The organism is Candidatus Epulonipiscium sp., from assembly GCA_012519205.1.
Taxonomy (GTDB): Bacteria; Bacillota; Clostridia; order Lachnospirales; family Defluviitaleaceae; genus JAAYQR01.
Map to the genome: position 1 here is coordinate 1 of JAAYQR010000015.1, position 26,186 is coordinate 26,186.

The 26,186-nt window shown below is 36.7% G+C and carries 43 protein-coding genes; all 43 read right to left on the reverse strand.

Annotation, left to right across the window (positions count from 1 at the left end; translation table 11 throughout):
- Positions 1 to 305 precede the first annotated feature (305 nt).
- The 43 genes from rpsI to GX308_04750 all read right to left on the reverse strand — a co-directional run bounded on the left by rpsI (position 306) and on the right by GX308_04750 (position 26,046).
- Positions 306 to 698 (reverse strand): 30S ribosomal protein S9, encoded by a 393-nt coding sequence (gene rpsI, locus GX308_04540; GenBank protein NLK21341.1) that lies wholly within the window; start codon positions 696 to 698, stop codon positions 306 to 308.
- A gap of 23 nt (positions 699 to 721) precedes the next feature.
- The gene (gene rplM / locus GX308_04545) at positions 722 to 1,159 is read right to left on the reverse strand and encodes a 50S ribosomal protein L13 (protein ID NLK21342.1); all 438 of its coding nucleotides are present in this window, start codon (positions 1,157 to 1,159) and stop codon (positions 722 to 724) included.
- A gap of 223 nt (positions 1,160 to 1,382) precedes the next feature.
- A complete protein-coding gene (gene truA / locus GX308_04550) occupies positions 1,383 to 2,120 on the reverse strand; it encodes a tRNA pseudouridine(38-40) synthase TruA (protein NLK21343.1) in 738 nt (245 codons plus the stop codon).
- Between the two features lie 47 nt (positions 2,121 to 2,167).
- Positions 2,168 to 2,968, reverse strand: coding sequence for an energy-coupling factor transporter transmembrane protein EcfT (locus GX308_04555; GenBank protein ID NLK21344.1), 801 nt, complete (start codon positions 2,966 to 2,968; stop codon positions 2,168 to 2,170).
- Between the two features lie 7 nt (positions 2,969 to 2,975).
- Entirely contained in the window at positions 2,976 to 3,830 is an 855-nt protein-coding gene (locus GX308_04560; GenBank protein NLK21345.1) for an energy-coupling factor transporter ATPase, read from the reverse strand.
- Complete coding sequence (locus GX308_04565; GenBank protein ID NLK21346.1) at positions 3,806 to 4,669, reverse strand: energy-coupling factor transporter ATPase; 864 nt, start codon at positions 4,667 to 4,669, stop codon at positions 3,806 to 3,808. The genes GX308_04560 and GX308_04565 overlap by 25 nt, the downstream gene beginning before the upstream one ends.
- 164 nt (positions 4,670 to 4,833) lie before the next feature.
- The gene (rplQ, locus tag GX308_04570) at positions 4,834 to 5,364 is read right to left on the reverse strand and encodes a 50S ribosomal protein L17 (GenBank protein ID NLK21347.1); all 531 of its coding nucleotides are present in this window, start codon (positions 5,362 to 5,364) and stop codon (positions 4,834 to 4,836) included.
- A gap of 31 nt (positions 5,365 to 5,395) precedes the next feature.
- Complete coding sequence (locus tag GX308_04575; protein NLK21348.1) at positions 5,396 to 6,355, reverse strand: DNA-directed RNA polymerase subunit alpha; 960 nt, start codon at positions 6,353 to 6,355, stop codon at positions 5,396 to 5,398.
- A 61-nt stretch (positions 6,356 to 6,416) separates the two neighbouring features.
- A complete protein-coding gene (rpsD, locus tag GX308_04580) occupies positions 6,417 to 7,043 on the reverse strand; it encodes a 30S ribosomal protein S4 (protein NLK21349.1) in 627 nt (208 codons plus the stop codon).
- Between the two features lie 20 nt (positions 7,044 to 7,063).
- Positions 7,064 to 7,465, reverse strand: coding sequence for a 30S ribosomal protein S11 (gene rpsK, locus GX308_04585; protein NLK21350.1), 402 nt, complete (start codon positions 7,463 to 7,465; stop codon positions 7,064 to 7,066).
- Positions 7,466 to 7,487: 22 nt separating this feature from the next.
- Positions 7,488 to 7,856 carry a 30S ribosomal protein S13 gene (rpsM, locus tag GX308_04590; protein NLK21351.1) on the reverse strand — a complete coding sequence of 123 codons (369 nt, stop codon included), beginning with the start codon at positions 7,854 to 7,856 and terminating at the stop codon, positions 7,488 to 7,490.
- Positions 7,857 to 8,074: 218 nt separating this feature from the next.
- Positions 8,075 to 8,188, reverse strand: a complete 114-nt coding sequence (rpmJ, locus tag GX308_04595; protein NLK21352.1) for a 50S ribosomal protein L36 — start codon at positions 8,186 to 8,188, stop codon at positions 8,075 to 8,077.
- 26 nt (positions 8,189 to 8,214) lie between these two features.
- The gene (gene infA, locus GX308_04600) at positions 8,215 to 8,433 is read right to left on the reverse strand and encodes a translation initiation factor IF-1 (GenBank protein NLK21353.1); all 219 of its coding nucleotides are present in this window, start codon (positions 8,431 to 8,433) and stop codon (positions 8,215 to 8,217) included.
- Positions 8,434 to 8,447: 14 nt separating this feature from the next.
- Complete coding sequence (locus GX308_04605) at positions 8,448 to 8,732, reverse strand: RNA-binding protein (GenBank protein ID NLK21354.1); 285 nt, start codon at positions 8,730 to 8,732, stop codon at positions 8,448 to 8,450.
- A 22-nt stretch (positions 8,733 to 8,754) separates the two neighbouring features.
- Positions 8,755 to 9,504 (reverse strand): type I methionyl aminopeptidase, encoded by a 750-nt coding sequence (gene map, locus GX308_04610; protein NLK21355.1) that lies wholly within the window; start codon positions 9,502 to 9,504, stop codon positions 8,755 to 8,757.
- Positions 9,504 to 10,154: an adenylate kinase gene (locus GX308_04615; protein ID NLK21356.1), complete on the reverse strand. Its 651-nt coding sequence runs from the start codon at positions 10,152 to 10,154 to the stop codon at positions 9,504 to 9,506. Before GX308_04615 ends, map begins: the two co-directional genes overlap by 1 nt.
- Before the next feature lie 22 nt (positions 10,155 to 10,176).
- The gene (gene secY, locus GX308_04620) at positions 10,177 to 11,436 is read right to left on the reverse strand and encodes a preprotein translocase subunit SecY (GenBank protein ID NLK21357.1); all 1,260 of its coding nucleotides are present in this window, start codon (positions 11,434 to 11,436) and stop codon (positions 10,177 to 10,179) included.
- Positions 11,437 to 11,877 carry a 50S ribosomal protein L15 gene (rplO, locus tag GX308_04625; GenBank protein ID NLK21358.1) on the reverse strand — a complete coding sequence of 147 codons (441 nt, stop codon included), beginning with the start codon at positions 11,875 to 11,877 and terminating at the stop codon, positions 11,437 to 11,439.
- Positions 11,878 to 11,898: 21 nt separating this feature from the next.
- The gene (rpmD, locus tag GX308_04630; GenBank protein ID NLK21359.1) at positions 11,899 to 12,081 is read right to left on the reverse strand and encodes a 50S ribosomal protein L30; all 183 of its coding nucleotides are present in this window, start codon (positions 12,079 to 12,081) and stop codon (positions 11,899 to 11,901) included.
- A 12-nt stretch (positions 12,082 to 12,093) separates the two neighbouring features.
- Positions 12,094 to 12,603: a 30S ribosomal protein S5 gene (gene rpsE / locus GX308_04635; GenBank protein ID NLK21360.1), complete on the reverse strand. Its 510-nt coding sequence runs from the start codon at positions 12,601 to 12,603 to the stop codon at positions 12,094 to 12,096.
- A 16-nt stretch (positions 12,604 to 12,619) separates the two neighbouring features.
- Positions 12,620 to 12,988, reverse strand: coding sequence for a 50S ribosomal protein L18 (gene rplR / locus GX308_04640; GenBank protein NLK21361.1), 369 nt, complete (start codon positions 12,986 to 12,988; stop codon positions 12,620 to 12,622).
- Positions 12,989 to 13,009: 21 nt separating this feature from the next.
- On the reverse strand, positions 13,010 to 13,546 hold the full coding sequence (gene rplF / locus GX308_04645) for a 50S ribosomal protein L6 (protein NLK21362.1): 537 nt from the start codon (positions 13,544 to 13,546) through the stop codon (positions 13,010 to 13,012).
- A 58-nt stretch (positions 13,547 to 13,604) separates the two neighbouring features.
- Positions 13,605 to 14,006 carry a 30S ribosomal protein S8 gene (rpsH, locus tag GX308_04650; GenBank protein ID NLK21363.1) on the reverse strand — a complete coding sequence of 134 codons (402 nt, stop codon included), beginning with the start codon at positions 14,004 to 14,006 and terminating at the stop codon, positions 13,605 to 13,607.
- A 21-nt stretch (positions 14,007 to 14,027) separates the two neighbouring features.
- Positions 14,028 to 14,213 carry a type Z 30S ribosomal protein S14 gene (locus GX308_04655; GenBank protein NLK21364.1) on the reverse strand — a complete coding sequence of 62 codons (186 nt, stop codon included), beginning with the start codon at positions 14,211 to 14,213 and terminating at the stop codon, positions 14,028 to 14,030.
- A gap of 14 nt (positions 14,214 to 14,227) precedes the next feature.
- Positions 14,228 to 14,767 (reverse strand): 50S ribosomal protein L5, encoded by a 540-nt coding sequence (gene rplE, locus GX308_04660; GenBank protein ID NLK21365.1) that lies wholly within the window; start codon positions 14,765 to 14,767, stop codon positions 14,228 to 14,230.
- 21 nt (positions 14,768 to 14,788) lie between these two features.
- A complete protein-coding gene (gene rplX, locus GX308_04665; protein ID NLK21366.1) occupies positions 14,789 to 15,112 on the reverse strand; it encodes a 50S ribosomal protein L24 in 324 nt (107 codons plus the stop codon).
- 19 nt (positions 15,113 to 15,131) lie between these two features.
- Complete coding sequence (gene rplN / locus GX308_04670; protein ID NLK21367.1) at positions 15,132 to 15,500, reverse strand: 50S ribosomal protein L14; 369 nt, start codon at positions 15,498 to 15,500, stop codon at positions 15,132 to 15,134.
- 26 nt (positions 15,501 to 15,526) lie between these two features.
- A complete protein-coding gene (gene rpsQ, locus GX308_04675) occupies positions 15,527 to 15,784 on the reverse strand; it encodes a 30S ribosomal protein S17 (protein NLK21368.1) in 258 nt (85 codons plus the stop codon).
- A gap of 27 nt (positions 15,785 to 15,811) precedes the next feature.
- The gene (gene rpmC / locus GX308_04680) at positions 15,812 to 16,015 is read right to left on the reverse strand and encodes a 50S ribosomal protein L29 (GenBank protein ID NLK21369.1); all 204 of its coding nucleotides are present in this window, start codon (positions 16,013 to 16,015) and stop codon (positions 15,812 to 15,814) included.
- Positions 16,005 to 16,445, reverse strand: a complete 441-nt coding sequence (rplP, locus tag GX308_04685) for a 50S ribosomal protein L16 (protein NLK21370.1) — start codon at positions 16,443 to 16,445, stop codon at positions 16,005 to 16,007. The genes rpmC and rplP overlap by 11 nt, the downstream gene beginning before the upstream one ends.
- Positions 16,445 to 17,104 (reverse strand): 30S ribosomal protein S3, encoded by a 660-nt coding sequence (rpsC, locus tag GX308_04690; GenBank protein ID NLK21371.1) that lies wholly within the window; start codon positions 17,102 to 17,104, stop codon positions 16,445 to 16,447. The genes rplP and rpsC overlap by 1 nt, the downstream gene beginning before the upstream one ends.
- 11 nt (positions 17,105 to 17,115) lie before the next feature.
- Positions 17,116 to 17,502 carry a 50S ribosomal protein L22 gene (rplV, locus tag GX308_04695; GenBank protein NLK21372.1) on the reverse strand — a complete coding sequence of 129 codons (387 nt, stop codon included), beginning with the start codon at positions 17,500 to 17,502 and terminating at the stop codon, positions 17,116 to 17,118.
- Positions 17,503 to 17,526: 24 nt separating this feature from the next.
- Positions 17,527 to 17,811 carry a 30S ribosomal protein S19 gene (rpsS, locus tag GX308_04700; GenBank protein NLK21373.1) on the reverse strand — a complete coding sequence of 95 codons (285 nt, stop codon included), beginning with the start codon at positions 17,809 to 17,811 and terminating at the stop codon, positions 17,527 to 17,529.
- A gap of 54 nt (positions 17,812 to 17,865) precedes the next feature.
- The gene (gene rplB / locus GX308_04705) at positions 17,866 to 18,699 is read right to left on the reverse strand and encodes a 50S ribosomal protein L2 (protein NLK21374.1); all 834 of its coding nucleotides are present in this window, start codon (positions 18,697 to 18,699) and stop codon (positions 17,866 to 17,868) included.
- Positions 18,700 to 18,760: 61 nt separating this feature from the next.
- A complete protein-coding gene (gene rplW / locus GX308_04710) occupies positions 18,761 to 19,060 on the reverse strand; it encodes a 50S ribosomal protein L23 (protein ID NLK21375.1) in 300 nt (99 codons plus the stop codon).
- The gene (rplD, locus tag GX308_04715; protein NLK21376.1) at positions 19,060 to 19,680 is read right to left on the reverse strand and encodes a 50S ribosomal protein L4; all 621 of its coding nucleotides are present in this window, start codon (positions 19,678 to 19,680) and stop codon (positions 19,060 to 19,062) included. The genes rplW and rplD overlap by 1 nt, the downstream gene beginning before the upstream one ends.
- A 28-nt stretch (positions 19,681 to 19,708) precedes the next feature.
- Complete coding sequence (gene rplC, locus GX308_04720; GenBank protein NLK21377.1) at positions 19,709 to 20,341, reverse strand: 50S ribosomal protein L3; 633 nt, start codon at positions 20,339 to 20,341, stop codon at positions 19,709 to 19,711.
- Positions 20,342 to 20,440: 99 nt separating this feature from the next.
- Complete coding sequence (gene rpsJ / locus GX308_04725; GenBank protein NLK21378.1) at positions 20,441 to 20,752, reverse strand: 30S ribosomal protein S10; 312 nt, start codon at positions 20,750 to 20,752, stop codon at positions 20,441 to 20,443.
- Between the two features lie 374 nt (positions 20,753 to 21,126).
- Positions 21,127 to 22,320 (reverse strand): elongation factor Tu, encoded by a 1,194-nt coding sequence (tuf, locus tag GX308_04730; GenBank protein NLK21379.1) that lies wholly within the window; start codon positions 22,318 to 22,320, stop codon positions 21,127 to 21,129.
- Positions 22,321 to 22,394: 74 nt separating this feature from the next.
- Positions 22,395 to 24,494, reverse strand: coding sequence for an elongation factor G (gene fusA / locus GX308_04735; GenBank protein ID NLK21380.1), 2,100 nt, complete (start codon positions 24,492 to 24,494; stop codon positions 22,395 to 22,397).
- Positions 24,495 to 24,763: 269 nt separating this feature from the next.
- Positions 24,764 to 25,234, reverse strand: a complete 471-nt coding sequence (gene rpsG / locus GX308_04740; GenBank protein ID NLK21381.1) for a 30S ribosomal protein S7 — start codon at positions 25,232 to 25,234, stop codon at positions 24,764 to 24,766.
- A gap of 141 nt (positions 25,235 to 25,375) precedes the next feature.
- Positions 25,376 to 25,789: a 30S ribosomal protein S12 gene (rpsL, locus tag GX308_04745; GenBank protein ID NLK21382.1), complete on the reverse strand. Its 414-nt coding sequence runs from the start codon at positions 25,787 to 25,789 to the stop codon at positions 25,376 to 25,378.
- A gap of 17 nt (positions 25,790 to 25,806) precedes the next feature.
- Positions 25,807 to 26,046: a 50S ribosomal protein L7ae-like protein gene (locus GX308_04750; protein ID NLK21383.1), complete on the reverse strand. Its 240-nt coding sequence runs from the start codon at positions 26,044 to 26,046 to the stop codon at positions 25,807 to 25,809.
- Positions 26,047 to 26,186: the final 140 nt, after the last annotated feature.

The window sequence follows — 26,186 nt, forward strand, 5'->3', positions numbered from 1 at the left end:
TCAATTCTTTTTTTCCAAAGTTCTAGTGATGCCTGATTCATAAGGTACCTCCTCGAAATTCATTATTGGAGAAAGTATACCTTATTCATATCCGTTTTGCACTACGTCATGTTTTGAAGCACTTACATATTATACTAAGAAATATCAAAAAATATTAAAATATGTTTTTTTATTTTACTCAAAGTAGAATATCATAATATGTTTTTTTATTCTTCTTTAAAACTTAGCTTGCGACAGATTTGCGACACGACAAAAAAATAAAGCCTCGAAACGCTTTGTTTTCGAGGCTTTTGATAACTTTGAAATTATCTCTTTGAGAATTGTGGAGCTCTTCTTGCTGCTTTGAGTCCATATTTCTTTCTTTCTTTCATTCTTGGATCCCTTGTTAAGAAACCTGCTTTTTTAAGAGCTGGTCTAAGTTCAGCATCTGCTTGAAGAAGTGCTCTTGATACCCCGTGACGGATTGCACCTGCTTGCCCTGTGTATCCTCCACCACGCACGGTTACTAGTACGTCGAATCTGCTTAATGTATCTGTTAATACTAAAGGTTGTTTTGCAATAACCTTTAGAGTTTCTAATCCAAAATATTCGTTGATATCTCTTTTATTTATTTTAAAGTTTCCATTTCCAGGTACCAGGTATACTCTTGCAATTGATTTTTTTCTTCTACCTGTTCCATAATATCTTACTTCAGCCATTCGGATATCCTCCCTTCGCTACCTTAAAATTTAATTTCTAATACTTCTGGCTTTTGAGCTTCATGATTGTGCTGTGCATCTCTATAAACACGAAGTTTTGTAAGCATTTGTCTTCCTAAGCTATTCTTTGGAAGCATTCCTTTTACTGCCTGATAAAGCACCTTTTCAGGTTTTGTCGCCATTAAATCTCTGTATTTTACTTCTTTTAGGCCACCAGGATGTCCTGTGTGGTATCTATAATATTTCTGATCTAATTTTTTACCTGTTAATTTAACGTCTTTTGCATTGATGATGATAACATGATCTCCCGTATCCACATGGGGTGTATAAGTTGGTTTATGCTTTCCACGAAGAATTTTTGCAACTTCGGAAGCTAAGCGTCCCAATGTCATGTCTGTTGCATCAACAACATACCATTTTCTTTCAACTGTTTCGGCTTTCGCCATATATGTTGTATTCATTACATTCCCTCCTTGATTCTTCTAATATTCACGGCTCTATTTAAAATCCGGGGCTAAGGGATTTTAAAGTGGCATAATTACACAAAAATCATTATAGTACATCTACCCTAGCGTGTCAAGGAATATGTTTGGTTTAGACGAATTTTCCAAGAGCTCTTTAAAATATTCTTCACTTCGTTCAGAATAACAAAAATTTGAATCCTTTCCCTGACCTTAATATTCCTTAGGAATAAAGTATTTCTATTAAGGTTAGTCCCTGGGGTTGAGCTGTTTTCCCTGCTAGATTGCGATTTTTTGATAAGATTATATCTTTTATATCAGAAGCAGCTTTCTTGCCTAGTCCTATCTCTATTAAGGTTCCCACCATAATTCTTACCATGTTATATAGGAAACCATTACCCTTAACCTCAAATATAATAAAAGGTTCTTTTTTAGTCACTGTAGCATCGTATATTATTCTTTCCGTAGTTTTGACGGAACTGCCTGTTGAGCAGAAGGATGCAAAGTCATGGATTCCAACGAAATACCGAGCCCCTTTATCCATTGCATCTATATCCAATTTAGAGGATATAAATGTACTTATATTTCTATATTGGGGTATTGGGAATGTTTCATTTAGTATTTGATATCTATAGGTTTTTTCCCTAGCATCATATCTTGGATGAAAGTCCTTTGGAACTTCTTTGGCATCTTTTATTACTATATCTTCAGGAAGAACCGTATTTAATGCATAGGGAATTCTATCGGTAGGGATAGTTGTATCTACTTTAATTAATCCCCGCTGTCCTAAGGCATGAACCCCTGCATCAGTTCTACCAGCACCTGTAACAATTAGATTGTTCCTAAATATTTTAAGGCAGGCTTCTTCTATTTTTTGTTGTATCCCTATACCATTGGGTTGGCGCTGCCAGCCGTTATAATTTGTCCCATCGTAGGAGATGGTAAGTAATATATTTTTCACTTTATACACATCCTGTTTTGCGAGGGAGGTACAAAAACCACCCCTTACTAGATAAAACGGATACATATCATGATTATTGTAAATATTGTAATCCCAATCATAGCTATATAATCATGCTTTCCTATCATCAACTGTTTCATTCTTGTTCTATTTTCCCCACCATGATAACATCTAGCCTCCATTGCCATAGCTAGTTCATCTGCTCTTCTAAAAGCAGATATAAATAGTGGGACTAAAAGTGGTATTAAACTTTTAGCTCTTTTTATTATCCCCCCGCTTTCAAAATCTGCACCCCTTGCCATTTGGGCTTTCATTATTTTATCTGTTTCCTCTAATAGTATCGGAATAAATCTAAGAGCTATGGTCATCATCATAGCTATTTCATGGGCAGGGACTCCTATTTTTTTAAACGGGTTAAGAAGATTTTCTATGCCATCTGTAAGCTGAATAGGGGATGTGGTTAATGTTAGTATCGAAGAGCCTATAATAAGAAAGATTAAACGGGTCGCCATTAACCCTGCTAAATACAATCCCTCTCCAGTTATTTTTATTGCTTTATATGACCATAGGATATTCTCCCCAGGGGTCATGAAAATATTTAAAGCGACGGTTATTAATATTATTACAAAGATTGCCCTTAGTCCCTTTAGCATGAACTTTACTGGTACTTTAGATAAAAATATAAGATATGCTAAGAAAAACAGGGTAAATCCATAACCAATATATCTATTAGCAATAAAAAGAGTAATAATAAATATAAATGTAGATATAATCTTAACCCTAGGATCTAGTCTATGAATCCATGAATCAACTGGATAATATTGTCCAATAGTGATATCTTTAAACATTTTACACCTACTTTTGTTTTTTCAATAAAGAAGCTAATTCCTTAGCTCCCTCTTCTACAGTCAATACATCCGTAGAAACCTTAAGTCCTTTACTTTTTAATGCCTTCATTATATACATTATTTTTGGGGCTGCAAGTCCCATCTTTTCTAGCTCCTCTACATGTTCAAAAACGTTTTTCGGACTTCCATCCAAGGCTATTTTACCCCTATGCATAACGATAATTCTATCGACTAATTTCGCTATATCTTCCATACTGTGGGATACTAGAATAACTGTGATTCCCAAGGTTTTATGGAGTTTTTGTATTTGCCCTAGGATTTCATCCCTACCTTTAGGGTCAAGTCCTGCTGTAGGTTCATCCAAAACTAAAACCTCCGGCTTCATTGCCAAAACTCCTGCTATAGCTACCCTTCTTTTTTGTCCCCCAGATAATTCAAAGGGAGATTTTTCGTACATGCTTTCATCAAGACCAACTATATCTAGGGCCTCTTTTACCCTTTTATCAATCTCTTCTTTTGATAATCCCATATTTTGAGGTCCAAAGGATACATCCTTAAATATGGTCATTTCAAAAAGCTGGTGTTCAGGATATTGAAATACAAGGCCCACCCTTTGACGTATTTCTTTTAATGAAGTGTCCTTATCATTGATATTTTTACCTAGGATGGTAATTTCCCCATCAGTTGGTTTAAGCAATCCATTAAAATGCTGAATAAGGGTAGATTTCCCCGAACCCGTATGTCCTATCAAACCAACAAATTGTCCTTTTTCTATATGAAGATTTATACCATACAATGCTGTTTTTTCAAAAGGAGTGCCCCCACTATATATATGGTTTACCCCTTTAAATGTAATTGCCATATCGCATCCACCATTTCCTTTACTGTAAGTATTTCTGTGGAAATATCAATCCCTTGTTTTTTCATATGATAAGCAAGTTCTGTTGCTTGGGGAACATCTAGCCCTAATTCTTTTAGCCTTTCAACTTGACTGAAAATTTCTTTTGGTTTTCCATCCATTACTACCTTACCATGATCCATAACAATCACCCTATTGGCTTTTATGGCTTCTTCCATATAGTGAGTAATATGAATAATCGTTATATCTTCTTCTTTATTAAGTCTATGGATGGTCTGCAAAACTTCCTTTCTGCCTATGGGATCCAACATTGCTGTAGGCTCATCTAGTATAATACACTCAGGCTTCATTGCCAAAACTCCTGCAATGGCAATTCTTTGCTTTTGTCCTCCGGAAAGGAGATTAGGAGAATGGGTTATATATTCGCTCATTCCCACTACATCTACGGACTCCTCTACCCGCTTTCTTATTTCATTAGGTTCAACCCCTAAGTTTTCAGGACCAAACGCCACATCTTCTTCCACTACGGCAGCGATGATTTGGTTATCAGGGTTTTGGAAGACCATGCCTGCACTTTGGCGGATATTCCATAGGTTATCCTCATCTTTTGTATCCATGCCCTTTATTAGGAGGGTTCCACCGCTTGGGTGAAGAATTGCATTCATATGTTTTGCGAAGGTAGATTTTCCCGAGCCGTTATGACCTAGTATAACTACAAATTCGCCCTTTGTTATTTCTATATTTATATCATCTAAGGCAGTTTCCTTAGACTCTATTTCGCCTTTATCATTATGGGTATAGTATTCATAAATAAGCCCTTTACTAGTTACGATTTTATTCATGGTTCACCAACCTTTATAGTTTCCTTTATAACTCAAAATTTAATACCCACCAATTAGATTCTTCGCTATGCTCAGAATGACAAAAGGACGTAATAGGTATTCACTTTTCAATTATAAAGGATATATATATAGGGATTAAGACTCAATCTTAATCCCTAGGCATGTTACACTAATTCAATAATAACTTCTTCTGCACCATCGCCCTTACGGGGTCCAATTTTTACAATTCTCGTATATCCACCGTTACGGTCTGTATACTTAGGTGCTATTTCAGCAAATAATTTTTCCACCATATCCACACTTTTAGTGTTTTGTCTTTTTTTCATACTATCAGTTTCTGTTACAGGATATAACACGCGTAGTATTTGCCTTCTTGCACTAAGGCGAGAAGGATTATCTTTTTTAACAGACTTTTCTACTTCATCAAACACACTTACTTTTTTGCCGTTAACTACTTCTTTGATGCGCTTTCCTTCTGCATCTTTTCTTGCTACTTTAGATTTAACGGTTACTTCTGTGAAATTATCTTTTTCTTTCACAGCAAGAGTAATGAGTTTTTCTGTAATTCTTCTAATTTCTTTTGCTTTTGTTTCAGTTGTTCTAATTTTGCCATGATATAATAAATTGGTCACTTGGTTTCTCAACAAAGCCTTGCGCTGTGAGGAAGTACGACCTAATTTTCTGTACCCTGCCATCATTCAACCTCCTTTTCACGAATATAAGCAATTAATCTTCATTGGGCTTTAAGGATAACCCTAATTCTGCAAGTTTATTAAGGACTTCTTCTAATGATTTGCGCCCTAAATTACGAACCTTCATCATTTCCTCTTCCGTACGGTTGATGAGTTCTTCTACTGTATTAATGCCCGCCCTCTTTAAGCAGTTATAGGAGCGAACCGATAAATCCAGTTCCTCAATGCTCATTTCTAGGACTTTTTCTTTTTTATCTTCTTCTTTTTCCACCATTACTTCTGCATTCTTAGCATTTTCAGATAAATCGATAAATAAGTTTAAATGTTCATTAAGAACCTTTGCACCTAAACTCACTGCTTCATCCGGCTTAATAGTCCCATTGGTCCATATTTCGAATGTTAACTTGTCGTAATCAGTGATTTGACCCACCCTTGTGTTTTCGACAACAAAATTTATACGGCTTACAGGGGTATAGATAGAATCAATAGGAATAACCCCTATGGGTTGTTCTTTTTTCTTATTCTTATCTGCACCAACATAGCCTCTACCTTTTGTTATTGTCAATTCCATAAATAACTTACTATCTGAACCACCACTTAATGTAGCGATATGAATATCGGGATTTAATATTTCAATATCCGAATCCACCTTAATATCCGCTGCTGTGACAACACATTCCCCTTCGGCTTCTATATAGGCTACCTTAGGTTCATTTCCTTCACTATGGTTTTTAATAGCTAAGTTTTTAATATTTAGGATAAGCTCTGTGACATCTTCTTTTACCCCAGGAATAGTACTATATTCATGGAGTACATTTTCGATTTTAACACTGCTAACAGCAGCACCGGGAAGGGTAGAAAGTAATATCCTTCTTAAACTGTTTCCCAGTGTTGTTCCATATCCTCTTTCAAGAGGTTCTACAACAAAACGCCCATATGTTTCATCTTCTGACATTTCAGCAATTTCAATGCGAGGTTTTTCAAATTCAAACACCCGGTAAACCCTCCTTTTTGGTTTTTAATCATACTGAGGGTGACAATTTGTCTTCTAATTACTATTTGGAATACAACTCTACGATAAGTGTTTCTTGGATTTCGATGTCTATTTGTTCTCTGTTTGGTAAAGAAACAATTTTTCCGCTTAAGTTGTCTTTGTCAGCTTCAAGCCATTCGGGTACAAGTCTAGATGCTGTTGTATCACTGATATCCTTGAATCTTTGAATATTCTTAGAGTTTTCCTTAATTTCGATAACATCCCCAACTTTTAATTGATAAGATGGAATATTTACTTTTTTCCCGTTTACAAGAACGTGATTATGGCGAACCACTTGTCTTGCCTCTGTCCTTGAACGTCCATATCCTAAACGATACACAACATTATCCAATCTTAATTCTAATAATCGAAGTAGGTTTTCCCCTGTAACCCCCGAAATACGCTCTGCTTCTTCAAAGTAATTAGCAAATTGTGCTTCAAGAACCCCATAGATTCTCTTTGCTTTTTGCTTTTCACGAAGCTGGAGTCCATACTCGGATAATTTCTTTCTACTTTGACCATGTTGTCCCGGTGCATAAGGTCTTCTATCAACAGGACATTTTGGTGAAAAACATTTTTCTCCCTTTAAATATAGCTTTTGCCCTTCTCTACGGCATAGTCTACAAACGGGTCCTATATATCTAGCCATTTAAGCTTACACCTCCTAATCTAAACTCTTCTACGTTTTGGTGGACGACATCCATTATGAGGAACTGGAGTAACATCCTTAATCATTGTTACTTCAAGGCCTGCTGCCTGAAGAGCACGGATAGCCGCTTCTCTACCAGAACCAGGTCCTTTTACCATAACTTCTACAGATTTTAAGCCGTAATCCATAGCTGCTTTAGCCGCAGTATCTGCTGCCATTTGTGCTGCATATGGAGTAGATTTTCTTGAACCTCTAAAACCTAATTGTCCGGCACTTGCCCAGGATAAAGCATTTCCTGTGGCATCTGTTAATGTTACAATTGTATTGTTAAAAGTAGACTGAATATGCGCTTGTCCCCGCTCAACAATTTTCCTATCACGGCGTCTGCGGGTTGTTGCTTTTTTAGCTACTTTCTTTGCCATTTCACACTACCTCCTTTATGCACTATTTTTTCTTATTAGCAACAGTTCTTTTTGGTCCTTTTCTAGTTCTTGCATTATTTTTCGTGTTTTGCCCTCTCACCGGAAGCCCTTTCCTATGACGGATTCCTCTGTAAGATCCGATTTCCATAAGACGCTTAATATTTAGAGCTGTTTCCCTACGTAAATCTCCCTCAACCATTTGGGTTTTTTCAATGATTTCACGGAGTTTTGCTGCCTCGTCATCTGTTAAATCTCTTACCCTTGTATCTGGATTAATTCCAGCTTCTTTTAAAATACGATTAGAGCTAGCACGCCCAATACCATAAATATAGGTAAGTCCGATTTCTACACGTTTATCCCTTGGTAAATCTATACCTGCAATACGTGCCATATAGCGATTACACCTCCTACAATTTCCTTTAACATCTATTATTTACTACTATCATCTTCTATCAGCAAAAAAATTGCAGCCGCTTGAGAACATTGTTTTGTTCTTCACAAAATATTATTATATAATAGATTGTATAATATATCAATTATTTTTACTGTTAAATCTATCATCAAGCCTGCTCAAGGATGCTTGCCCCTCGAGCAAGCATATTTTTACTTTTAACCTTGTTTTTGCTTATGCTTTGGATTTTCGCAAATAACACGAATGCGACCTTTTCTTTTTATAATCTTACACTTTTCACAGATTGGTTTTACAGAAGGTCTTACTTTCATTTGCTTTTCTCCTTTCCTCTCTCAATTTATTTAGCTCTCCAAGTAATTCGGCCTTTTGTCAGATCATAGGGAGAGAGTTCTATTGTTACTTTGTCTCCCGGCAAAATGCGAATAAAATTCATTCGAAGTTTCCCAGAAATATGCGCTAAAATCTTGTGTCCGTTTTCTAGTTCCACCTGGAACATTGCATTAGGTAATTTTTCTAGCACGGTCCCTTCTACTTCTATAACATCACCCTTCGCCAAGGTATCATGCCTCCTCATTTAATTACATTTATTGAAAAAGGTTTGTAAAGATTTAATGCTTTCCTTATATCAGAATCCTTTAAATCTTTTCCTTCTTCTAAACCACTTTTGATAAATCCTACTATTTCTTTAGTCTTTTGTAGATGTATATTCTTTTTCTTTTTGGGTTTATGGAGTTTTCTTAAATCCCCATCGACTAGATAAAGGTATTCACCTTCTACCTTGACTACGATAAATGGTTTTCCCTTATCCCGACCTGATTTAGAAAACACAATTTGACCGATGGTGTATTCATTCATCTTTTGCTCACCTGACCTCTAATTACAAAGTCGTAAGAATTTCAGGTTCCCCATCAGTTATGACGATTGTATGCTCATAATGAGCTGCAAGTGAACCATCTCTTGTAACGACGCTGTTATCGTTTAGTATTCTTACCTCATATGTTCCCATATTCACCATGGGCTCAATAGCAAGAACCATACCTTTTTGTAACTTTGGCCCTCGTCCAGGCACTTTAAAGTTCGGGATTTGGGGCTCTTCATGGAGGTCTTTTCCTACCCCATGCCCCACTAAATCCCTAACAACTGAGAAACCATTGGACTCTACATACTTTTGTATAGCAACAGAAATTTCATACAAATGATTTCCTGCTTTTGCATAGCCTATTCCTTCATAAAAACTTTCCTTAGTAACTTGGATTAGTTTTTTTGTTGCCTCAGGAACTTCGCCAATTGCATGGGTTTTTGCTCCATCAGAATGAAATCCATCTAAATACACACCGATATCAATTCCGATTATGTCTCCATCTTTTAATTTTATATTCCTACTAGGAATACCATGGACAACTTCTTCATTGACTGATGTACATATAGATGCAGGAAAACCACCGTATCCTTTAAATGAAGGAGTTGCACCTTGACTACTAATATAATTTTCAGCAATTTCATCTAATTCCATCGTAGTAATTCCCGGTCTAAGGGCATTGGCTAAGAGTTCATGAGTTTTTGCTAAAATCAAACCTGCTTTACGAATTTTCATAATTTCATTGTCAGATTTTATTATAATACCCACTATTTATTCACTTCCAATGCATCCTTTATTCTACTGCTTATATCTTCAATCTTGCCAACACCGTCTACAGTTAAAAGTATTTCCCTATTTTGATAATAATCAATCAAGGGCCTTGTTTGTTCATGATAAATTTCCAATCTTTTTTTAACTGTTTCTTCCTTATCATCTTCTCTTTGTATTAACACCGAGCTACATTCGTCGCAAACATCTTCCTTAAGGGATTTTTTATATTCTATATGATAGGAAGCGCCACATTTCGGGCAAACCCTTCTACCAGCCATACGATTAATTATCTTCTCGTTAGGAACATGAATGTTTACAGCCTTATCTAACCCGATTCCCATAGCCTCTAATGCTTCATCAAGGGCCTTGGCTTGAGGAATTGTTCTTGGAAAGCCATCTAATATAAAGCCTCCTTTACAATCCTGTTCTTCTAATCGGTTTTTGACAAGCTTAACAACTAGTTCATCAGGTACTAATAGTCCCTTATCCATATATTCCTTGGCTTTTTTCCCTAAGTCAGTCTCATTTTTAATATTTGTCCTTAATATATCCCCCGTTGAAATTTGAGGAATACGGTATTCTTTGGAAAGAAGAAGTGCATGGGTTCCTTTACCTGCACCCGGAGCTCCTAACATTATTAATCTCATAACGATTTCCTCCTATAAGCTATCAACCTAAAAATCCTTTATAGTGTCTCATAAGCATTTGTGCTTCCATTTGTTTTACAGTTTCTAGCGCAACACCAACTACGATAAGTAGGGATGTTCCACCAAAACCAATATTCATTTTAAATATCGCTTGTAACCCTAAAGGCATTAGTGAAATAATAGCTAGGAAAAGAGCTCCTACTAATGTAATGTTATTAACAACCTTAGTTAAATAATCGGCAGTTGGTTTCCCCGGTCTAATACCCGGAACAAATCCACCACTTTTCTTCATATTGTTTGCTACATCAACCGGATTAAAAGTAATCGTTGAGTAGAAAAATGTAAAGAATAAAATAAGCAGTGCATATAAGATTGCTCCAAATGGATGGGTCCATTTAATTACTCGTAATATTGTACCCCAGGCTCCTGTTGGATTCGCATTGAAGAATCCTGTTACTGTTTCGGGAAATTGTAGCAGTGACATAGCAAAGATAATCGGAATAACCCCTGCTAAGTTAACCTTAATTGGAATATGGGTGGATTGACCTCCATATACGTTTCTACCTGCTGTTCTTTTTGCATATTGTACTGCAATTCTTCTTTCTCCTCCCTGTACCAAGACAACGAAGGCAACAATAATAGCAAAAATCACAACCAAAATCGCCGTTGCAACATAGTCCTTATAACTAAGCAAGGCATTTATTCCAACTGGTAATCTTGAAACTATATTCACAAAAATAATTAAGGATATACCGTTTCCAATCCCCTTTTCGGTTATCTGTTCTCCAATCCACATTAGGAAAGCAGTACCAGCTACGAAAGTTAGAATTGCAACAGTCCAAGTCCAAAGATTTGGGTTAATCAAAATACCTTGTCTGCGAAGAGCAAATGTAAAGCCCCATGCTTGGATTGCAGCTAATATTATAGTTAAATATCTAGTCCATTTTGCAATCTTCTTTCTTCCATCTTCCCCTTCTTTTGAAATTTCCTCTATTTTAGGAATAGCAATCTGAAGAAGCTGAAATATAATAGATGAATTAATATATGGTACAATACCCATTGCAAATAAGGTCATATCTCGGAATGCTCCACCGGAAATCATATCCATGAGACCTAATGCCCCGCCCCCTTGTTGTTCTAATACCTTTCTGATTGCATCAGCATTAACAAAGGGAACTGTAATATGAGCTCCTAAACGGATTACAAAAAGCATCATTAAAGTATATATTAATTTTTTTCTTAAATCAGGTATCCTCCAGGCATTTATAAGGGTTTTACGCACCTAAATCACCTCTGCTTTTCCGCCAGCAGCTTCTATCTTCTCTACTGCTGATTTGCTGTACTGATTTACCATTACAGTCAACTTTTTATTTAGGTCTCCGTTTCCAAGAATTTTTACACCATCTCTAGGATTTTTGATAATACCTGCTTCTTTCAGGGTATCTACAGTAACCACTGTATTATCTTCGAATATATTTAAACGCTCAACGCCAATAGCAACAATTTCTAAACTGTTTCTATTTGTAAACCCTCTTTTAGGCACACGTCTATAAAGTGGCATTTGTCCACCTTCAAAGCCAGGTCTTACACCGCCACCAGAACGGGCTTTTTGACCTTTATGCCCTTTTCCTGCAGTTTTTCCTGCTCCTGAACCGTGTCCTCTTCCTTTTCTAAATGCGCTTTTTTTAGAACCTTCGGTTGGTCTTAATTCATTTAAGTTCATCTTGGCACCTCCTTTAAACCTCTATATTTCTTCAACCTTTACCAAATGAGCAACTTTATTAATCATTCCTCGGATGGCAGCGTTGTCTTGTTGTTCAACAGTTTTATGCATTTTAGTTAATCCTAAAGCTTTTACTGTCTCTTTTTGTTTTGGTTTTGCACCAATTGTAGATTTTACTAATGTTATCTTTAACTTGTTAGACACTGCAACCCCTCCTTATCCTAATAGCTCTTCTAATGATTTGCCACGTAATTTCGCAACTTCTTCTGGATTCTTGATATTTTTTAGTGCTTCCATAGTTGCATTTACAACGTTTCTCTTATTATTAGAACCTAAGGATTTTGTTCTAATGTTACGAATTCCTGCTAATTCGAGTACTGCACGGGCAGGTCCACCTGCGATTACTCCAGTACCTTCTGCTGCAGGTTTTAATAATACCCTAGCACTTCCAAATTCTCCAACGAATTCATGGGTAATACTATCATTTTCGTCTCTTGGAACAAAAATTAAGTTTTTCTTTGCATCATCAATAGCCTTTTTAATAGCGTCAGGTATTTCTGTTGCCTTACCTAACCCTGCACCAACATAACCATTTTCATCACCAACAACAACTAAAGCAGAGAACCTAAAATTACGTCCACCTTTAACTACCTTGGTAACTCTTTTAATTGTAACAACTCTTTCTTTTAATTCTTGGCCGTTTATGTCCATTTTAGTTCTAGGCATCTTATTCCCTCCTTTACTAGAATTGTAAGCCAGCTTCCCTAGCCGCATCTGCTAATGCTTTAACTTTACCGTGATATATATATCCTCCGCGGTCAAATACTACTTCATTTAATCCTTTATCTAAAGCTCTTCTTGCAACCAACTCGCCTACCACCTTAGCAGCTTCTAAATTACTTGTCTTTTCAACCTTCGCTACGATATCCTTTTCTACTGTTGAAGCAGAAACCAAGGTATTGCCTTGTTCATCATCGATAAGTTGAGCATATATGTGTTTATCACTTCTAAATACTGCCAATCGTGGTCTTTGGGCTGTACCATAAAACTTGTTTCTTATTTTTAAATGCTTCTTTGCACGAACTTTTGAGCGTGATTCTTTTTTGATCATATGGATTTCACCCCTTTTCTATTACTTACCGGTTTTACCCTCTTTACGTCTAATTACTTCATCAGCATATTTAATTCCTTTTCCTTTGTAAGGTTCCGGTGGACGTTTGAAACGAATTTCAGCCGCGTATTGACCTACTTTTTCCTTATCAATTCCACTTACGGTTATTTTATTTCCTTCTAAGGTGCTTTCCACACCAGCAGGATCTTCTAATTCGACAGGATGAGAAAATCCTAAGGTTAATACAAGTTTTTTACCTTGTTTTTGTGCTCTATATCCAACACCATTTACTTCCAATACTTTAGAGAAACCATTTGTTACTCCCTCTACCATATTGGCAACCAGTGTTCTTGTTAAACCATGAAGTGATCTGTTTCTTTTAAGATCATTTGGTCTTGTAACAACTATTTCATTATTTTCAACCACTATAGAAATTTCTTCTGGTAATTTTCTTTCTAAAGAACCCTTTGGTCCCTTTACAGTTATAAAGTTTCCATCCCCTATTTTTACTTCTACACCGGATGGGATTTCTATTGGCAATTTACCAATACGTGACATGGTTGCACCTCCTTAAGCTCATTACTACTTTATATTTAACAACCAACTAATTTTACTTTTACCAAATAAACGCAACTACTTCTCCACCAACACCTAATTTTCTAGCATCTTTATCAGCTAATACTCCGCTGCTTGTGGATATAATAGCAGTACCAAGTCCACCTAATACTTTGGGTATTTCATCTTTATTTGCAAATACCCTAAGTCCGGGCTTAGAAATTCTCTTTAAACCGGAAATAACTTTTTCATTTTTGTCTTTTCCGTATTTTAGTGTAATGCGAATTGTTGATTTTGTACCACCTTCAACAACTTCGTACCCTTTTATATAACCTTCATTTAATAATATGTCAGAAATTGCTTTTTTCATTTTTGAAACAGGTATATCTACTGTATCATGTTTCGCAACATTAGCATTTCTGATTCTTGTTAGCATATCTGCAATTGGATCGCTCATTGTCATTGAATGTACCTCCTTCCCCTTTTACCAGCTAGCTTTTTTAACACCTGGAATTTGACCTTTATAGGCTAATTCTCTAAAGCAAATACGGCATACGCCAAATTTTCTTATATATGCATGAGGCCTTCCGCAAATCCTACAACGATTATAAGCTCTTGTAGAAAACTTTGGCTTACGTTGTTGCTTAGCTATCATTGATTTCTTTGCCATTTGTTATCCTCCTTCTATTTTCTGAATGGCATTCCAAACAGTCTTAACAGTTCACGAGCTTCTTCGTCTGTTTTTGCCGTGGTAACAAAAATGATATCCATACCTCTTACTTTGTCAACTTTATCAAATTCGATTTCCGGGAAAATTAATTGTTCTTTAATGCCTAGGGAATAATTTCCCCTTCCATCGAATGCATTAGGATTAACTCCCCTGAAGTCACGAACTCTAGGCAATGCTAAACTGATTAGACGATCTGTAAAATCATACATCCTATTTCCGCGAAGTGTTACTTTACATCCGATAGACATTCCTTCACGAAGTTTGAAAGCTGCTACTGATTTTTTAGCCTTTGTTATAATTGGTTTTTGTCCGGAAATAATTGATAAGTCATTTACAGCCGCATCCAATATTTTAGAATTTTCTTTTGCTTCTCCTACACCCATATTGATAACAATCTTTTCAATTTTGGGTACTTGTAATCTATTTTTATATCCGAATTTTTTCATCATTGCATCTACAATTTCGTTATTGTATACTTCTTTCATTCTACTCAAAGCTTACCCTCCTTCCAGCACTTAATCAATTACTTCTCCTGTAGATTTTGCTACTCTATAGCGAACAGCTTTTTGATGTCCATTTCTTTCTTCCATAACTACTTTTGTACCTATTCTTGTTGGTTTTCCATTATATAGATACATTACATTAGAAATATGAATAGAACCTTCTTGATGGATAATTCCGCCCTGTCCCATCGGATTTGGTTTTTGATGCTTTGAAATCATGTTAACCCCTTCAACGATAACACGGCCGTTTTTATGATCAATTTTAAGGACTTTTCCTTCTTTTCCTTTATCTTTACCTGCAATTACTCGAACTTTGTCATCCTTTTTTAGTCTAATGTTCACTTAAAACACCTCCTTATAATACTTCTGGTGCTAAGGATAAGATTTTCATATACTTCTTTTCTCTTAGTTCTCTTGCAACCGGTCCAAAAATACGGGTTCCCCTTGGATTTTTATCTTCTTTAATGATAACAGCTGCATTTTCGTCAAATTTTATATACGAACCATCCTGTCTTCTAACACCCTTCACAGTCCTAACTATAACTGCTTTGATTATATCGCCTTTTTTAACAACACCGCCGGGTGTTGCATCTTTAACCGAAGCAACAATTACATCTCCAACGTTCGCATACCTAGCTCCGGAACCACCCAAAACTCGAATACACAATAGTTCCTTTGCACCGGTGTTATCTGCAACTTTCAATCTGCTTTCTTGTTGAATCATAGTTTACCCTCCTTTCGAGCAAGAAATTATTTAGCTTTTTCAACGACTGAAACTAATCTCCATCTCTTATCCTTAGAGAGTGGTCTTGTTTCCATTACTTTAACACGATCGCCGATTTTACATTCGTTATTCTCATCATGAGCCTTTAATTTATAGGTTCTTTTCATTATTTTACCGTATAGTGGATGTTTTACGTTATTTTCAACAGCTACCACGATAGTTTTATCCATCTTGTCGCTTACAACTTTACCAATCATGGTTTTGCGAAGATTTCTTTCTTGCACAGTGAATTCCTCCTTTCGCAACTAATATTACGCATTATTCCTTTGGGTAATGACGGTTTGAATCCTTGCAATATTTTTTCTTACTTCTTTAATTCTTGCTGTATTGTTTAATTGATTTGTAGCATTTTGGAATCTTAGATTAAAGAGTTCTTTCTTTGCAGAAGTTAACTCTAATCTTAGTTCATCAAAAGTTTTATTTTTTAATTCTTCTATATATACATTAGTTTTCACTGCTATCACCGTCCATTTCTTGTTCTGCACGTGATACGATTTTACATTTTATTGGCAGTTTGTGCATTGCAAGACGTAAAGCTTCTCTTGCTGTTTCTTCTGGTACCCCAGCGAGCTCGAACATCACTCTTCCGGGTTTTACTACTGCCACCCAATATTCTGGGGATCCTTTTCCCTTACCCATTCGAGTTTCGGCAGGTTTTTGTGTGATAGGCTTATCTGGGAATATCTTTATCCAAACTTTACCTCCACGTTTTATATATCTTGTCATAGCAATACGGGCTGCTTCTATTTGGTTAGAAGTAATCCAACTTGGCTCTTCTGCCACAAGTCCATATTCTCCGTAAGTGATTTTATTACCACGGGTAGCTTGCCCTGTCATACGTCCTCTAAATTGCTTACGACGTTTTACCCTTTTAGGCATTAACATTACTGATCGCTCCCTTCCTTTTTAGCTCTTTGAGGAAGAATTTCACCATTGTAAATCCATACTTTTACACCAATCTTGCCATATGTGGTGTCTGCCTCTGCAAAACCGTAGTCAATATCTGCCCTTAAGGTTTGAAGAGGAATTGTTCCCTCATGATAGTGTTCTGTACGAGCAATTTCAGCTCCACCTAAACGACCGGAGCATGATACCTTTATTCCTTGTGCTCCACCCTTCATTGCTCTCCCCATTACCTGTTTCATTGCTCTTCTAAAGGAAATACGATTTTCTAATTGTAAAGCAACGTTTTCGGCAACTAATTGTGCATCTATTTCTGGTTTTTTAACTTCTACAATGTTAACCATTACTTTGTTATCAGTCATTTTTTGTATTTCTTTACGAAGTGCTTCTATGGAAGATCCACCTTTACCAATCACGATACCTGGTTTGGAGGTATGAATGTGCACTTTAACTCTTTCGGCTGCTCTTTCTATTTCAATGTTTGAAATTCCTGCTTCATAAAGTCTGCTTTTAATAAATTCTCTTAATTTGTTATCTTCGATTAATAAATCAGCATAATTTTTCTTGGACGCATACCATTTTCCACTCCAGTCCTTTATAATGCCGACTCTTAAACCGTGAGGATTAACCTTCTGTCCCATTTTCTACCTCCTTATCTTTCATTTAGTATAATTGAAATATGGCTAGTTTGCTTATCAATTCGATATGCCCTTCCTTGCGCTCTTGGGCGAATTCTCTTCATTTTTGGTCCCCTATTTGCATAGGCTTCCTGTATAAATAATTTAGAAACATCCATTCCCTGATTGTTTTCTGCATTTGCCACTGCTGATTTTAAAAGCTTTTCTATAATTCTAGCCGCATTTCTCGGTGTGTATGCAAGAATAGCTAAAGCTTCCCCAGCTTGTTTTCCTTTTATTGTATCAAGGACAATTTTTGCTTTAGTTGCAGGAACCTTTGCATATTTTACATGCGCCTTTGGTCTTATATCTTTATTTTCATTTCTTTCTCTCTTGATTTGACTTCTATGTCCTTTAGCCATGAAGCGACCCTCCTTCCATCAAACTTAACGTACTTTTGATCTCTTTTCTGCGTCTTTTCCATGACCTCTATAGGTTCTTGTTAACGCAAATTCTCCTAATTTATGACCTACCATGTCTTCTGTAATATATACAGGTACATGTTTTTTTCCATCATGAACAGCTATTGTATGTCCAACCATTTGTGGAAAAATTGTGGAACGGCGTGACCAAGACTTTATAACCTTTTTGTCTCCGCTTTTATTCATTGCATCAATTGCTTTTAATAGATGCCCATCTGCAAAAGGTCCTTTTTTAAGGGATCGACCCATATTAATCCTCCTTTCGATTTTAGCTCTCCTGAGCCAAAAATTGAACTGATATAATTATTTTTGTCCTCTTCTACGAATGATATATTTATTAGACTCTTTATTTTTCTTCCTTGTCTTAAGACCAAGAGCTGGTTTACCCCAAGGCGTAGATGGTGCTGGACGTCCAATTGGTGCTTTACCTTCCCCACCACCATGTGGATGGTCATTAGGGTTCATAACAGATCCACGAACTGTAGGACGAAATCCCATATGACGTTTTCTTCCTGCTTTACCCACGTTAATAAGCTCATGTTCGATATTGCCTACTTGCCCTATAGTAGCTCTGCATCCTATTGGGAGTAATCTTGTTTCTCCAGAAGGTAATTTAACTGTTGCATACTTTCCTTCTTTAGCCATAAGTTGTGCTTCCACCCCAGCAGAACGAACTAATTGTGCTCCTTTTCCGGGCTTCATCTCAATATTATGGATGGTAGTACCAACAGGAATATATCGCATTGGGAGTGTGTTACCTACTTTAATTTCTGCAGTTTCACCACTCATTAGTTTATCCCCTACTTTTAATCCGTTTGGTGCTAAGATATATCTTTTTTCACCATCAACATATTGAAGTAGCGCGATATTTGCTGTTCTATTTGGATCATACTCGATGGAAGCTACCTTTGCCGGCACCCCATCTTTATTTCTTTTGAAATCGATGATTCTATATTTAGTCTTAACTCTTCCTCCACGATGGCGAACTGTAATTTTCCCCTGGTTGTTTCTACCTGAATTTTTCTTTAAAGATACCACTAAAGATTTCTCAGGAATAGTCTTTGTGATTTCTTCAAAGGAAAGAGAAGTCATTTGTCTTCTTGAGGGGGTATATGGTTTGTATTTTTTAATGCCCATCGTTTTCACTCCTTTCAAATTTCTTTACACGCAACCTAGTGGTTCATATTTGTTTATTTAACTACATTCCTTCAAAAAAGTCAATGTCTTTGCTATCTCCAGCTAATTGAACAATTGCTTTTTTTGTCTTTGGGGTTTTACCAAAGGTCATTCCCCTTCTTTTTGTTTTACCTTCTTGATTTAAGGTATTTACCTTTTCAACTTTAACACCTTCAAACATTTTTTCCACAGCATCCCTTATTTGATTCTTGGTTGCTGTCGGATGTACAAGGAAAGTGTATTTTTTGTCTGCCATTTGATTCATACTTTTTTCGGTAATAACCGGTTTTAAAATGACATCATAATATTTCAAATCTGCCATTATGCATACACCTCCTGAATTGTTTCAAGTAAATCCTTAGCTATAACGAAGGAATCATACTTTAAAATATCATATACATTAATTGTGTTAATTGCGGTAGTTTTTACATTTGGAATATTCCTTGCTGATAAAACTATGTTTTTATCATCATCGCCTGTTACAATCAATGCCTTGTTTAGCTTAAGATTTTCTAATACTTTTTTCATTTCTTTAGTCTTGATTTCGTTTAGTTTTAATTCATCTAAAACAATAAGCTTATTTCCTTGCACTTTACTAGATAAAGCAGATTTTATAGCTAATCTCTTAACCTTCTTATTTAATTTGAAGGAATAATCCCTTGGTTTTGGAGCAAATACTACTCCTCCGCCTGTCCATTGTGGTGAACGAATTGAACCTTGTCTTGCTCTTCCTGTTCCTTTTTGTCTCCAAGGTTTTCTACCGCCTCCACGTACTTCTGCGCGGGTTTTAGCACTTTGGGTTCCTTGTCTTTGATTTGCTAGATACTGCACTACTGCTGTATGAAGTACAGATTCATTAACTTCTGCGCCGAATACTACATCGTTTAATTCGATTTCCCCAACTTGTTGTCCGCTCATATTATACACATCAACTTTAGCCATATTACTTCCTCCTTTCTCTAAATGTCAACTATGCGTTTTTAACACTATCTTTTACAAATACAACTGAATTTTTTGGTCCCGGTACTGCTCCTTTAATAAGAAGCAAGTTCTTTTCTGCATCAACACGAACAATTTCTAGGTTTTGAACTGTTACTTTTTCTGCACCCATCTGCCCTGGTAGCTTTTTACCCTTGAATACTTTACCTGGGGAAGCACTACCACTCATAGCCCCTACTCCTCTGTGATACTTGGAACCGTGAGCCATAGGTCCTCTTGATTGTCCATGTCTTTTAATAGCGCCTTGGAATCCTTTACCTTTGGAAATACCAGTTACATCAATTTTGTCTCCTGCAGAAAAAACATCTGCTTTAATTTCTGCTCCAACTTCATATGCGCTGATATCTTCTAAACGGAATTCCTTTAATTTTCTTTTTAAATCAACACCTGCTTTTTTGAAATGGCCTTTCATCGGTTCGTTGACATGCTTTTCCTTAGCATCTACATATCCGATTTGAATTGCATTATAACCATCATTTTCTATAGTTTTCTTTTGAACTACAACGCAAGGTCCTGCTTCTAAAACTGTAACTGGAATTTGCTTGCCGTTTTCGTCAAAAATTTGAGTCATTCCTATTTTTTTACCCAAAATAGCCTTTTTCATTATTACACCTCCTATTAATCTACAGCGGATTGCATTCATCTACAATCATCCTAGATAGATTCGTTGTCATCGTATTTCGATGGTGAATCTACTTAAATACTACTTAACATCAACTTTGATATCTACGCCTGCTGGTAAATCAAGGCGCATTAGAGCATCTACAGTTTTAGGTGTTGGAACCACGATATCGATTAGTCTCTTATGGGTTCTCATTTCGAACTGCTCTCTAGAATCTTTGTATTTGTGAACCGCCCTTAAGATTGTCACAACTTCTTTTTTGGTTGGCAATGGAATTGGCCCACTTACTTTTGCTCCGGTTTTTTTAGCAGTTTGAATAATTTTTTCAGCTGATTGATCGATTAATTTGTGATCATAAGCTTTTAAGTTAATCCTAATCTTTTGGCTTGCCATAAAAAAAGTCCCCTCCTTTTCGCACTTTTAGTTTAGTACGACAAGTGGTGACTGCACACTCCTCCGGGTGTATCCTAAGTACACAATTTGCATCATTAATGCAATCCGTCGATATAGTACAGTGACCTTGTCGTCCCGTTTCATGAACTGGACATTCATTCAGTGAAAATTCTCCCACTATGTGGCAACCTTTCACATCATCACTCTCAATGTCACAACAGTACCAAGTATACAATAAAATGTACATGATTGCAAGGTTTTTTTAAATTTATTCATTATATTCTTTCGGAAATTCCATCCAATTAAATAGATATACATTTAGAATGACAAAACATAAAAAACCACATCCCGTAGGATGTGATTTTTTATGTTTATTATCCAATAATTTCTGCAACAGAACCAGCACCAACTGTTCTACCACCTTCACGGATAGCAAAACGAAGTCCTTTTTCCATAGCAATAGGTGCGATAAGTTCAATTTCCATTTCGATATTATCTCCAGGCATGCACATTTCAACACCTTCTGGTAATTGAATAACTCCTGTAACGTCTGTTGTTCTAAAATAGAATTGTGGTCTATAGTTTCCAAAGAAAGGAGTATGACGGCCACCTTCTTCTTTTTTAAGAACGTATACTTGAGCTTTAAATTTTGTATGTGGTGTAATAGTTCCTGGTTTAGCTAAAACTTGTCCTCTTTCGATTTCATCTCTTTGAATTCCACGAAGAAGCGCTCCTATGTTATCACCAGCTTGAGCTTGGTCAAGAAGCTTACGGAACATTTCTACTCCTGTTACAACTACTTTTCTAGCTTCTTCTGTTAGACCTACAAGTTCAACTTCGTCTTGTACTTTAAGTACTCCACGTTCTACTCTACCAGTAGCAACTGTTCCACGACCTGTAATAGAGAATACGTCCTCTACAGGCATAAGGAATGGTTTGTCAACGTCACGTTCAGGAGCTGGGATATAAGAATCAACTTGTTCAAATAATTCAACGATTTTATCTCCCCATTCACTAGATGGATCTTCTAGTGCTTTAAGAGCTGACCCTCTAACTACAGGAATATCATCTCCTGGGAATTCATATTCATTTAGTAATTCACGAATTTCCATTTCAACTAGGTCAAGTAATTCTTCGTCATCAACCATATCGCATTTATTCATGAATACTACAATGTAAGGAACTCCTACCTGACGAGAAAGAAGAATATGTTCTCTTGTTTGAGCCATAGGGCCATCAGTTGCAGCAACAACGATGATAGCACCATCCATTTGAGCTGCTCCAGTAATCATATTTTTAACATAGTCAGCGTGTCCTGGGCAGTCAACGTGTGCATAGTGACGGTTTGGTGTTTCGTATTCTACGTGAGAAGTAGAAATGGTAATTCCACGTTCTCTTTCTTCAGGAGCCTTGTCTATACTATCATAGGACATAGATTCTCCTAATTGGTATCTGTCATTAAGAGTTCTTGTGATTGCTGCTGTTAATGTGGTTTTACCATGGTCAACGTGTCCGATTGTTCCAATGTTAACATGGGGCTTTGTTCTTTCAAATTTAGCTTTTGACATTTTAAAATTTCCTCCTTTTATTTGCCTTTGCATTCATTTTTTATTATATTTCAAGTCTCGTTAGATTTCAAGACTTATTCAGAAGCTTTTGTTTTACCTGCAACTACTTTTTCTTGAATACTTTTTGGTACTGCTTCATAGTGGTGGAACTCCATAGAATATGTTCCACGACCTTGGGTTTTAGAACGAAGGTCTGTTGCGTATCCAAACATTTCAGCCAATGGTACATAGGCATTAATAACCTGTACCCCATTTCTTGGCTCCATACCTTCTATACGTCCTCGGCGAGAGTTAATATCTCCTATAACATCCCCCATATAATCTTCCGGAACAGTAACAGCTACTTTTTCAATAGGTTCAAGAAGAACAGGGTTACCTTTTCTCATAGCTTCTTTAAATGCCATGGAACCAGCAATCTTAAATGCCATTTCAGAGGAGTCCACCTCATGGTAAGAGCCATCATATAAGATAGCCTTCACACCAAGTACAGGATATCCGCCAAGAATACCACTTTGCATTGCTTCACGAATACCATTGTCAACTGGTTGGATATATTCCTTAGGAATAGCTCCTCCAACAACCTTGTTTTCAAATTCGTATACCTTATCAGCATTGGCATCCATAGGTTCGAATTTAACTTTACAGTGTCCATATTGTCCTCGTCCACCAGATTGTCTTACGAACTTACCTTCAGTATCGACTGCATTTTGAATGGTTTCTTTATATGCAACCTGTGGTTCACCAACGTTAGCCTCTACCTTAAACTCACGAAGCAAACGATCTACAATGATTTCGAGGTGTAATTCACCCATACCCGAGATAATTGTTTGACCGGTTTCAGCATCTGCGTAGGTTCTAAAGGTTGGATCTTCTTCTGCAAGTTTAGTAAGGGCAATACCCATTTTTTCTTGGCCTGCTTTTGTTTTTGGTTCAACGGCAACAGAAATAACTGGTTCTGGAAATACCATGGATTCTAGGATTACAGGATGTTGTTCATCACAAAGGGTATCTCCTGTAGTTGTTATCTTAAGTCCAACGGCTGCCGCTATATCTCCTGAATAAACTTTATCTAGTTCTGCACGATGATTAGCGTGCATCTGTAAAATACGTCCTATTCTTTCTTTTTTGCCTTTTGTAGAATTAAGTACGTAAGAACCGGAATTCATTGTACCAGAATATACTCTAAAGAAAGCAAGCTTTCCAACATAAGGGTCACTCATGATTTTAAATGCTAGCGCTGAGAAAGGTTCTTCATCAGAAGAATGTCTTTCTACTTCCTCTTCTTCATCTTTACCCGGAATAACTCCTTTTATAGGAGGTATATCGATTGGTGATGGAAGATAACTAATAACAGCATCTAATAATCTTTGAACTCCCTTGTTTCTGTATGCAGTACCACATAATACAGGAATGATTTGTACACTGATAACTGCCTTTCTAAGAGCAGTTTTTAGCTGTTCCTCAGAAAGTTCTTCTCCTTCAAGATATGCCATCATCAGTTCCTCATCGGTTTCTGCTATTGCCTCTACCATTGCCATCCTATATTCTTCCGCTAGTTCTTTCATATCTCCTGGGATTTCTTCTTCGGACATATCATTCCCCAAATTATCTTTATAAATGAAAGCCTTCATTTTCATTAAATCGATAATTCCTACGAAATTCTCTTCTTTACCTATTGGTAGTTGAATTGGCACAGCGTTAGCATTAAGTCTTTCTTTCATCATAGATACCGCATTAAAAAAGTCGGCTCCCATAATATCCATTTTGTTCACAAAAGCCATACGGGGTACCTGATATTTATCAGCTTGACGCCATACTGTTTCAGATTGAGGCTCAACTCCACCTTTTGCACAGAAAACTCCAACAGCACTGTCTAATACACGAAGAGAACGTTCCACTTCAACTGTAAAGTCAACGTGACCTGGTGTATCAATAAGGTTAATGCGGTGATTTTCCCATTGGCAAGTTGTTGCCGCTGAGGTAATTGTAATTCCTCTTTCTTGTTCTTGTTCCATCCAGTCCATAGTTGCAGAACCCTCATGGGTTTCTCCAATCTTATGTGTACGACCGGTATAATATAATATACGTTCTGATAGTGTCGTTTTCCCCGCATCTATGTGGGCCATGATACCAATATTCCTGGTCCTCTCAAGGGGAAATTCTCTTTCTGCCAAAGTTACTCCTCCTTTGGTAATATCAACTAATCTATTTACTCTACTTACTAGTTTCTACGGTTTTTTTTATTTTTATGCATATTCCATAGAATATATCCAAAGTTATTAGGAAAACATCAGAGTTTTATCCTTATTCCATTTTGTCATTCCGAGCATAGGGAAGAACCTAAAGTTTAAAATCCTTCACCTATGTTCAGATTGATAGAATAATCTTTAACGCTGTTCTAGGATATATCCTTATAAATAATGATGGTATATTTGGTACGTTATTACCATCTGTAATGTGCAAAAGCTTTGTTAGCTTCTGCCATTTTGTGGGTATCTTCTTTTTTCTTAACAGCTCCACCAGAATTGTTGATTGCATCTAAAATTTCTGCTGCAAGACGTTCTGTCATCGTTTTTTCTCCTCGTTGTCTAGCATAAGTTACTAGCCAACGTAGGCCCAATGTTTGTCTTCTATCAACTCTTACTTCCATTGGAACCTGATAAGTTGCTCCTCCTACACGGCGAGCTTTTACTTCTAGTACAGGCATAATGTTATTCATTGCTTCCTCAAAGGCATCTAACGCCTCTTTGCTTGATTTATCAGCAACTGTTTCAAATGCATTGTATACTATTTTTTGTGCAATACCCCTTTTCCCATCCAACATGATATTGTTAATTAGCTTTGTAACAAGCTTACTGTTGTATAAAGGATCGGGTAATACCTCTCTTTTTGCAATATGTCCTTTACGTGGCACGATTCTTCCCTCCTTAACAATCTTAAATTATATCATCGGTACTCACACGAAAGTGTGTTACGTGCTCCATCCGCTACATCTATATTATACCGCTTGACGCAGAGTTATATGTGTATCCGTCTGGGCACCCAATGTTTTAGCTTATTTTTTTGGTCTTTTAACACCATATTTAGAACGGGCTTGTTTTCTGTTTGCAACCCCAGCTGTATCTAAGGTACCACGAACAATATGGTATCTGGTACCTGGAAGGTCTTTTATTCTTCCTCCCCTTATAAGAACAACACTGTGCTCTTGAAGGTTGTGTCCTTCCCCTGGAATATATGCAGTTACTTCTATTCCATTAGTAAGACGAACCCTCGCAATCTTACGAAGAGCTGAGTTTGGTTTCTTAGGGGTTGCAGTTTTAACAGCCGTACAAACTCCTCTTTTCTGTGGTGCAGAAATATCTGTTGATTTTTTTCTTATGGAGTTAAATCCCTTTTGAAGAGCTGGTGCTGTTGATTTCTTTTCAATTGTTTTTCTTCCTTTACGGACTAATTGATTAAATGTGGGCATGCATTACACCTCCTTACTCACTTGATTATTACTGCTGTTGCAGTTTTGACTTCTACATTGCATGCTTCTCCCAGTTGCCTCATGGTCTCTACCATGACAATCGGTACCGCCTGCTCTTTCGCAAGCTCCAGAACTCTGCGTACTACACGCTCGTCTGCATCTTTAGCAATATAGACAACCTCCGCTTCGTTTCTTTCTATCACTTTAGTTGCCTGTTTTGCTCCTACAACTTTGTGTTGTGTTTTTAATCTGTGCACATAAATCCCCCTCTTAGGTTCATTTTTATGCGTGTGAAATCCTTAAAACACACACTGATGAATTTTATCACCTAGAGACAAAATTGTCAAGGCAATGTTAAATTTCTCAACTTTTTTGGGCACCCCTAGGTGCCCAAAAA

Coding starts and splice junctions, on each gene's coding strand:
- rpsE (NLK21360.1), bottom strand. CDS start 12,603: ATGCCTAGAACTAAAATGGACATAAACGGCCAAGAATTAAAAGAAAGA.
- rplN (NLK21367.1), bottom strand. CDS start 15,500: ATGATTCAACAAGAAAGCAGATTGAAAGTTGCAGATAACACCGGTGCA.
- rplB (NLK21374.1), bottom strand. CDS start 18,699: ATGGGCATTAAAAAATACAAACCATATACCCCCTCAAGAAGACAAATG.
- rplW (NLK21375.1), bottom strand. CDS start 19,060: ATGGCAGATTTGAAATATTATGATGTCATTTTAAAACCGGTTATTACC.
- rpsM (NLK21351.1), bottom strand. CDS start 7,856: ATGGCACGTATTGCAGGTATAGATTTACCAAGGGATAAACGTGTAGAA.
- tuf (NLK21379.1), bottom strand. CDS start 22,320: ATGTCAAAAGCTAAATTTGAAAGAACAAAGCCCCATGTTAACATTGGA.
- rplQ (NLK21347.1), bottom strand. CDS start 5,364: ATGGCAGGGTACAGAAAATTAGGTCGTACTTCCTCACAGCGCAAGGCT.
- rpsD (NLK21349.1), bottom strand. CDS start 7,043: ATGGCTAGATATATAGGACCCGTTTGTAGACTATGCCGTAGAGAAGGG.
- rplC (NLK21377.1), bottom strand. CDS start 20,341: ATGAAAAAGGCTATTTTGGGTAAAAAAATAGGAATGACTCAAATTTTT.
- GX308_04655 (NLK21364.1), bottom strand. CDS start 14,213: ATGGCAAAGAAATCAATGATAGCTAAGCAACAACGTAAGCCAAAGTTT.
- rpsC (NLK21371.1), bottom strand. CDS start 17,104: ATGGGACAGAAGGTTAATCCTCACGGTTTAAGAGTCGGCATTATAAAG.
- rplR (NLK21361.1), bottom strand. CDS start 12,988: ATGATCAAAAAAGAATCACGCTCAAAAGTTCGTGCAAAGAAGCATTTA.
- rplD (NLK21376.1), bottom strand. CDS start 19,680: ATGGCTAAAGTTGATGTGTATAATATGAGCGGACAACAAGTTGGGGAA.
- rplP (NLK21370.1), bottom strand. CDS start 16,445: ATGTTAATGCCTAAAAGGGTAAAACGTCGTAAGCAATTTAGAGGACGT.
- rpsS (NLK21373.1), bottom strand. CDS start 17,811: ATGGGTCGATCCCTTAAAAAAGGACCTTTTGCAGATGGGCATCTATTA.
- GX308_04565 (NLK21346.1), bottom strand. CDS start 4,669: ATGAATAAAATCGTAACTAGTAAAGGGCTTATTTATGAATACTATACC.
- rplM (NLK21342.1), bottom strand. CDS start 1,159: ATGAATACAACATATATGGCGAAAGCCGAAACAGTTGAAAGAAAATGG.
- rpsJ (NLK21378.1), bottom strand. CDS start 20,752: ATGGCAAGCCAAAAGATTAGGATTAACTTAAAAGCTTATGATCACAAA.
- rpsH (NLK21363.1), bottom strand. CDS start 14,006: ATGACAATGAGCGATCCAATTGCAGATATGCTAACAAGAATCAGAAAT.
- rplV (NLK21372.1), bottom strand. CDS start 17,502: ATGGCTAAAGGACATAGAAGTCAAATCAAGAGAGAAAGAAATGAAAAT.
- rpsK (NLK21350.1), bottom strand. CDS start 7,465: ATGGCAAAGAAAGTAGCTAAAAAAGCAACAACCCGCAGACGCCGTGAT.
- rpsL (NLK21382.1), bottom strand. CDS start 25,789: ATGCCCACATTTAATCAATTAGTCCGTAAAGGAAGAAAAACAATTGAA.
- rpsI (NLK21341.1), bottom strand. CDS start 698: ATGGCTGAAGTAAGATATTATGGAACAGGTAGAAGAAAAAAATCAATT.
- GX308_04605 (NLK21354.1), bottom strand. CDS start 8,732: ATGAATGAATACACCATCGGTCAAATTGTGTTTTCTAAATCAGGTCGG.
- rpmJ (NLK21352.1), bottom strand. CDS start 8,188: ATGAAAGTAAGACCTTCTGTAAAACCAATCTGTGAAAAGTGTAAGATT.
- GX308_04555 (NLK21344.1), bottom strand. CDS start 2,968: ATGTTTAAAGATATCACTATTGGACAATATTATCCAGTTGATTCATGG.
- rplO (NLK21358.1), bottom strand. CDS start 11,877: ATGAACTTAAATGAATTAAGACCAACCGAAGGTTCTAAAAAAAGCGCA.
- GX308_04560 (NLK21345.1), bottom strand. CDS start 3,830: ATGGCAATTACATTTAAAGGGGTAAACCATATATATAGTGGGGGCACT.
- GX308_04615 (NLK21356.1), bottom strand. CDS start 10,154: ATGAGATTAATAATGTTAGGAGCTCCGGGTGCAGGTAAAGGAACCCAT.
- rplF (NLK21362.1), bottom strand. CDS start 13,546: ATGTCACGTATTGGTAAATTGCCAATAGAAATCCCATCCGGTGTAGAA.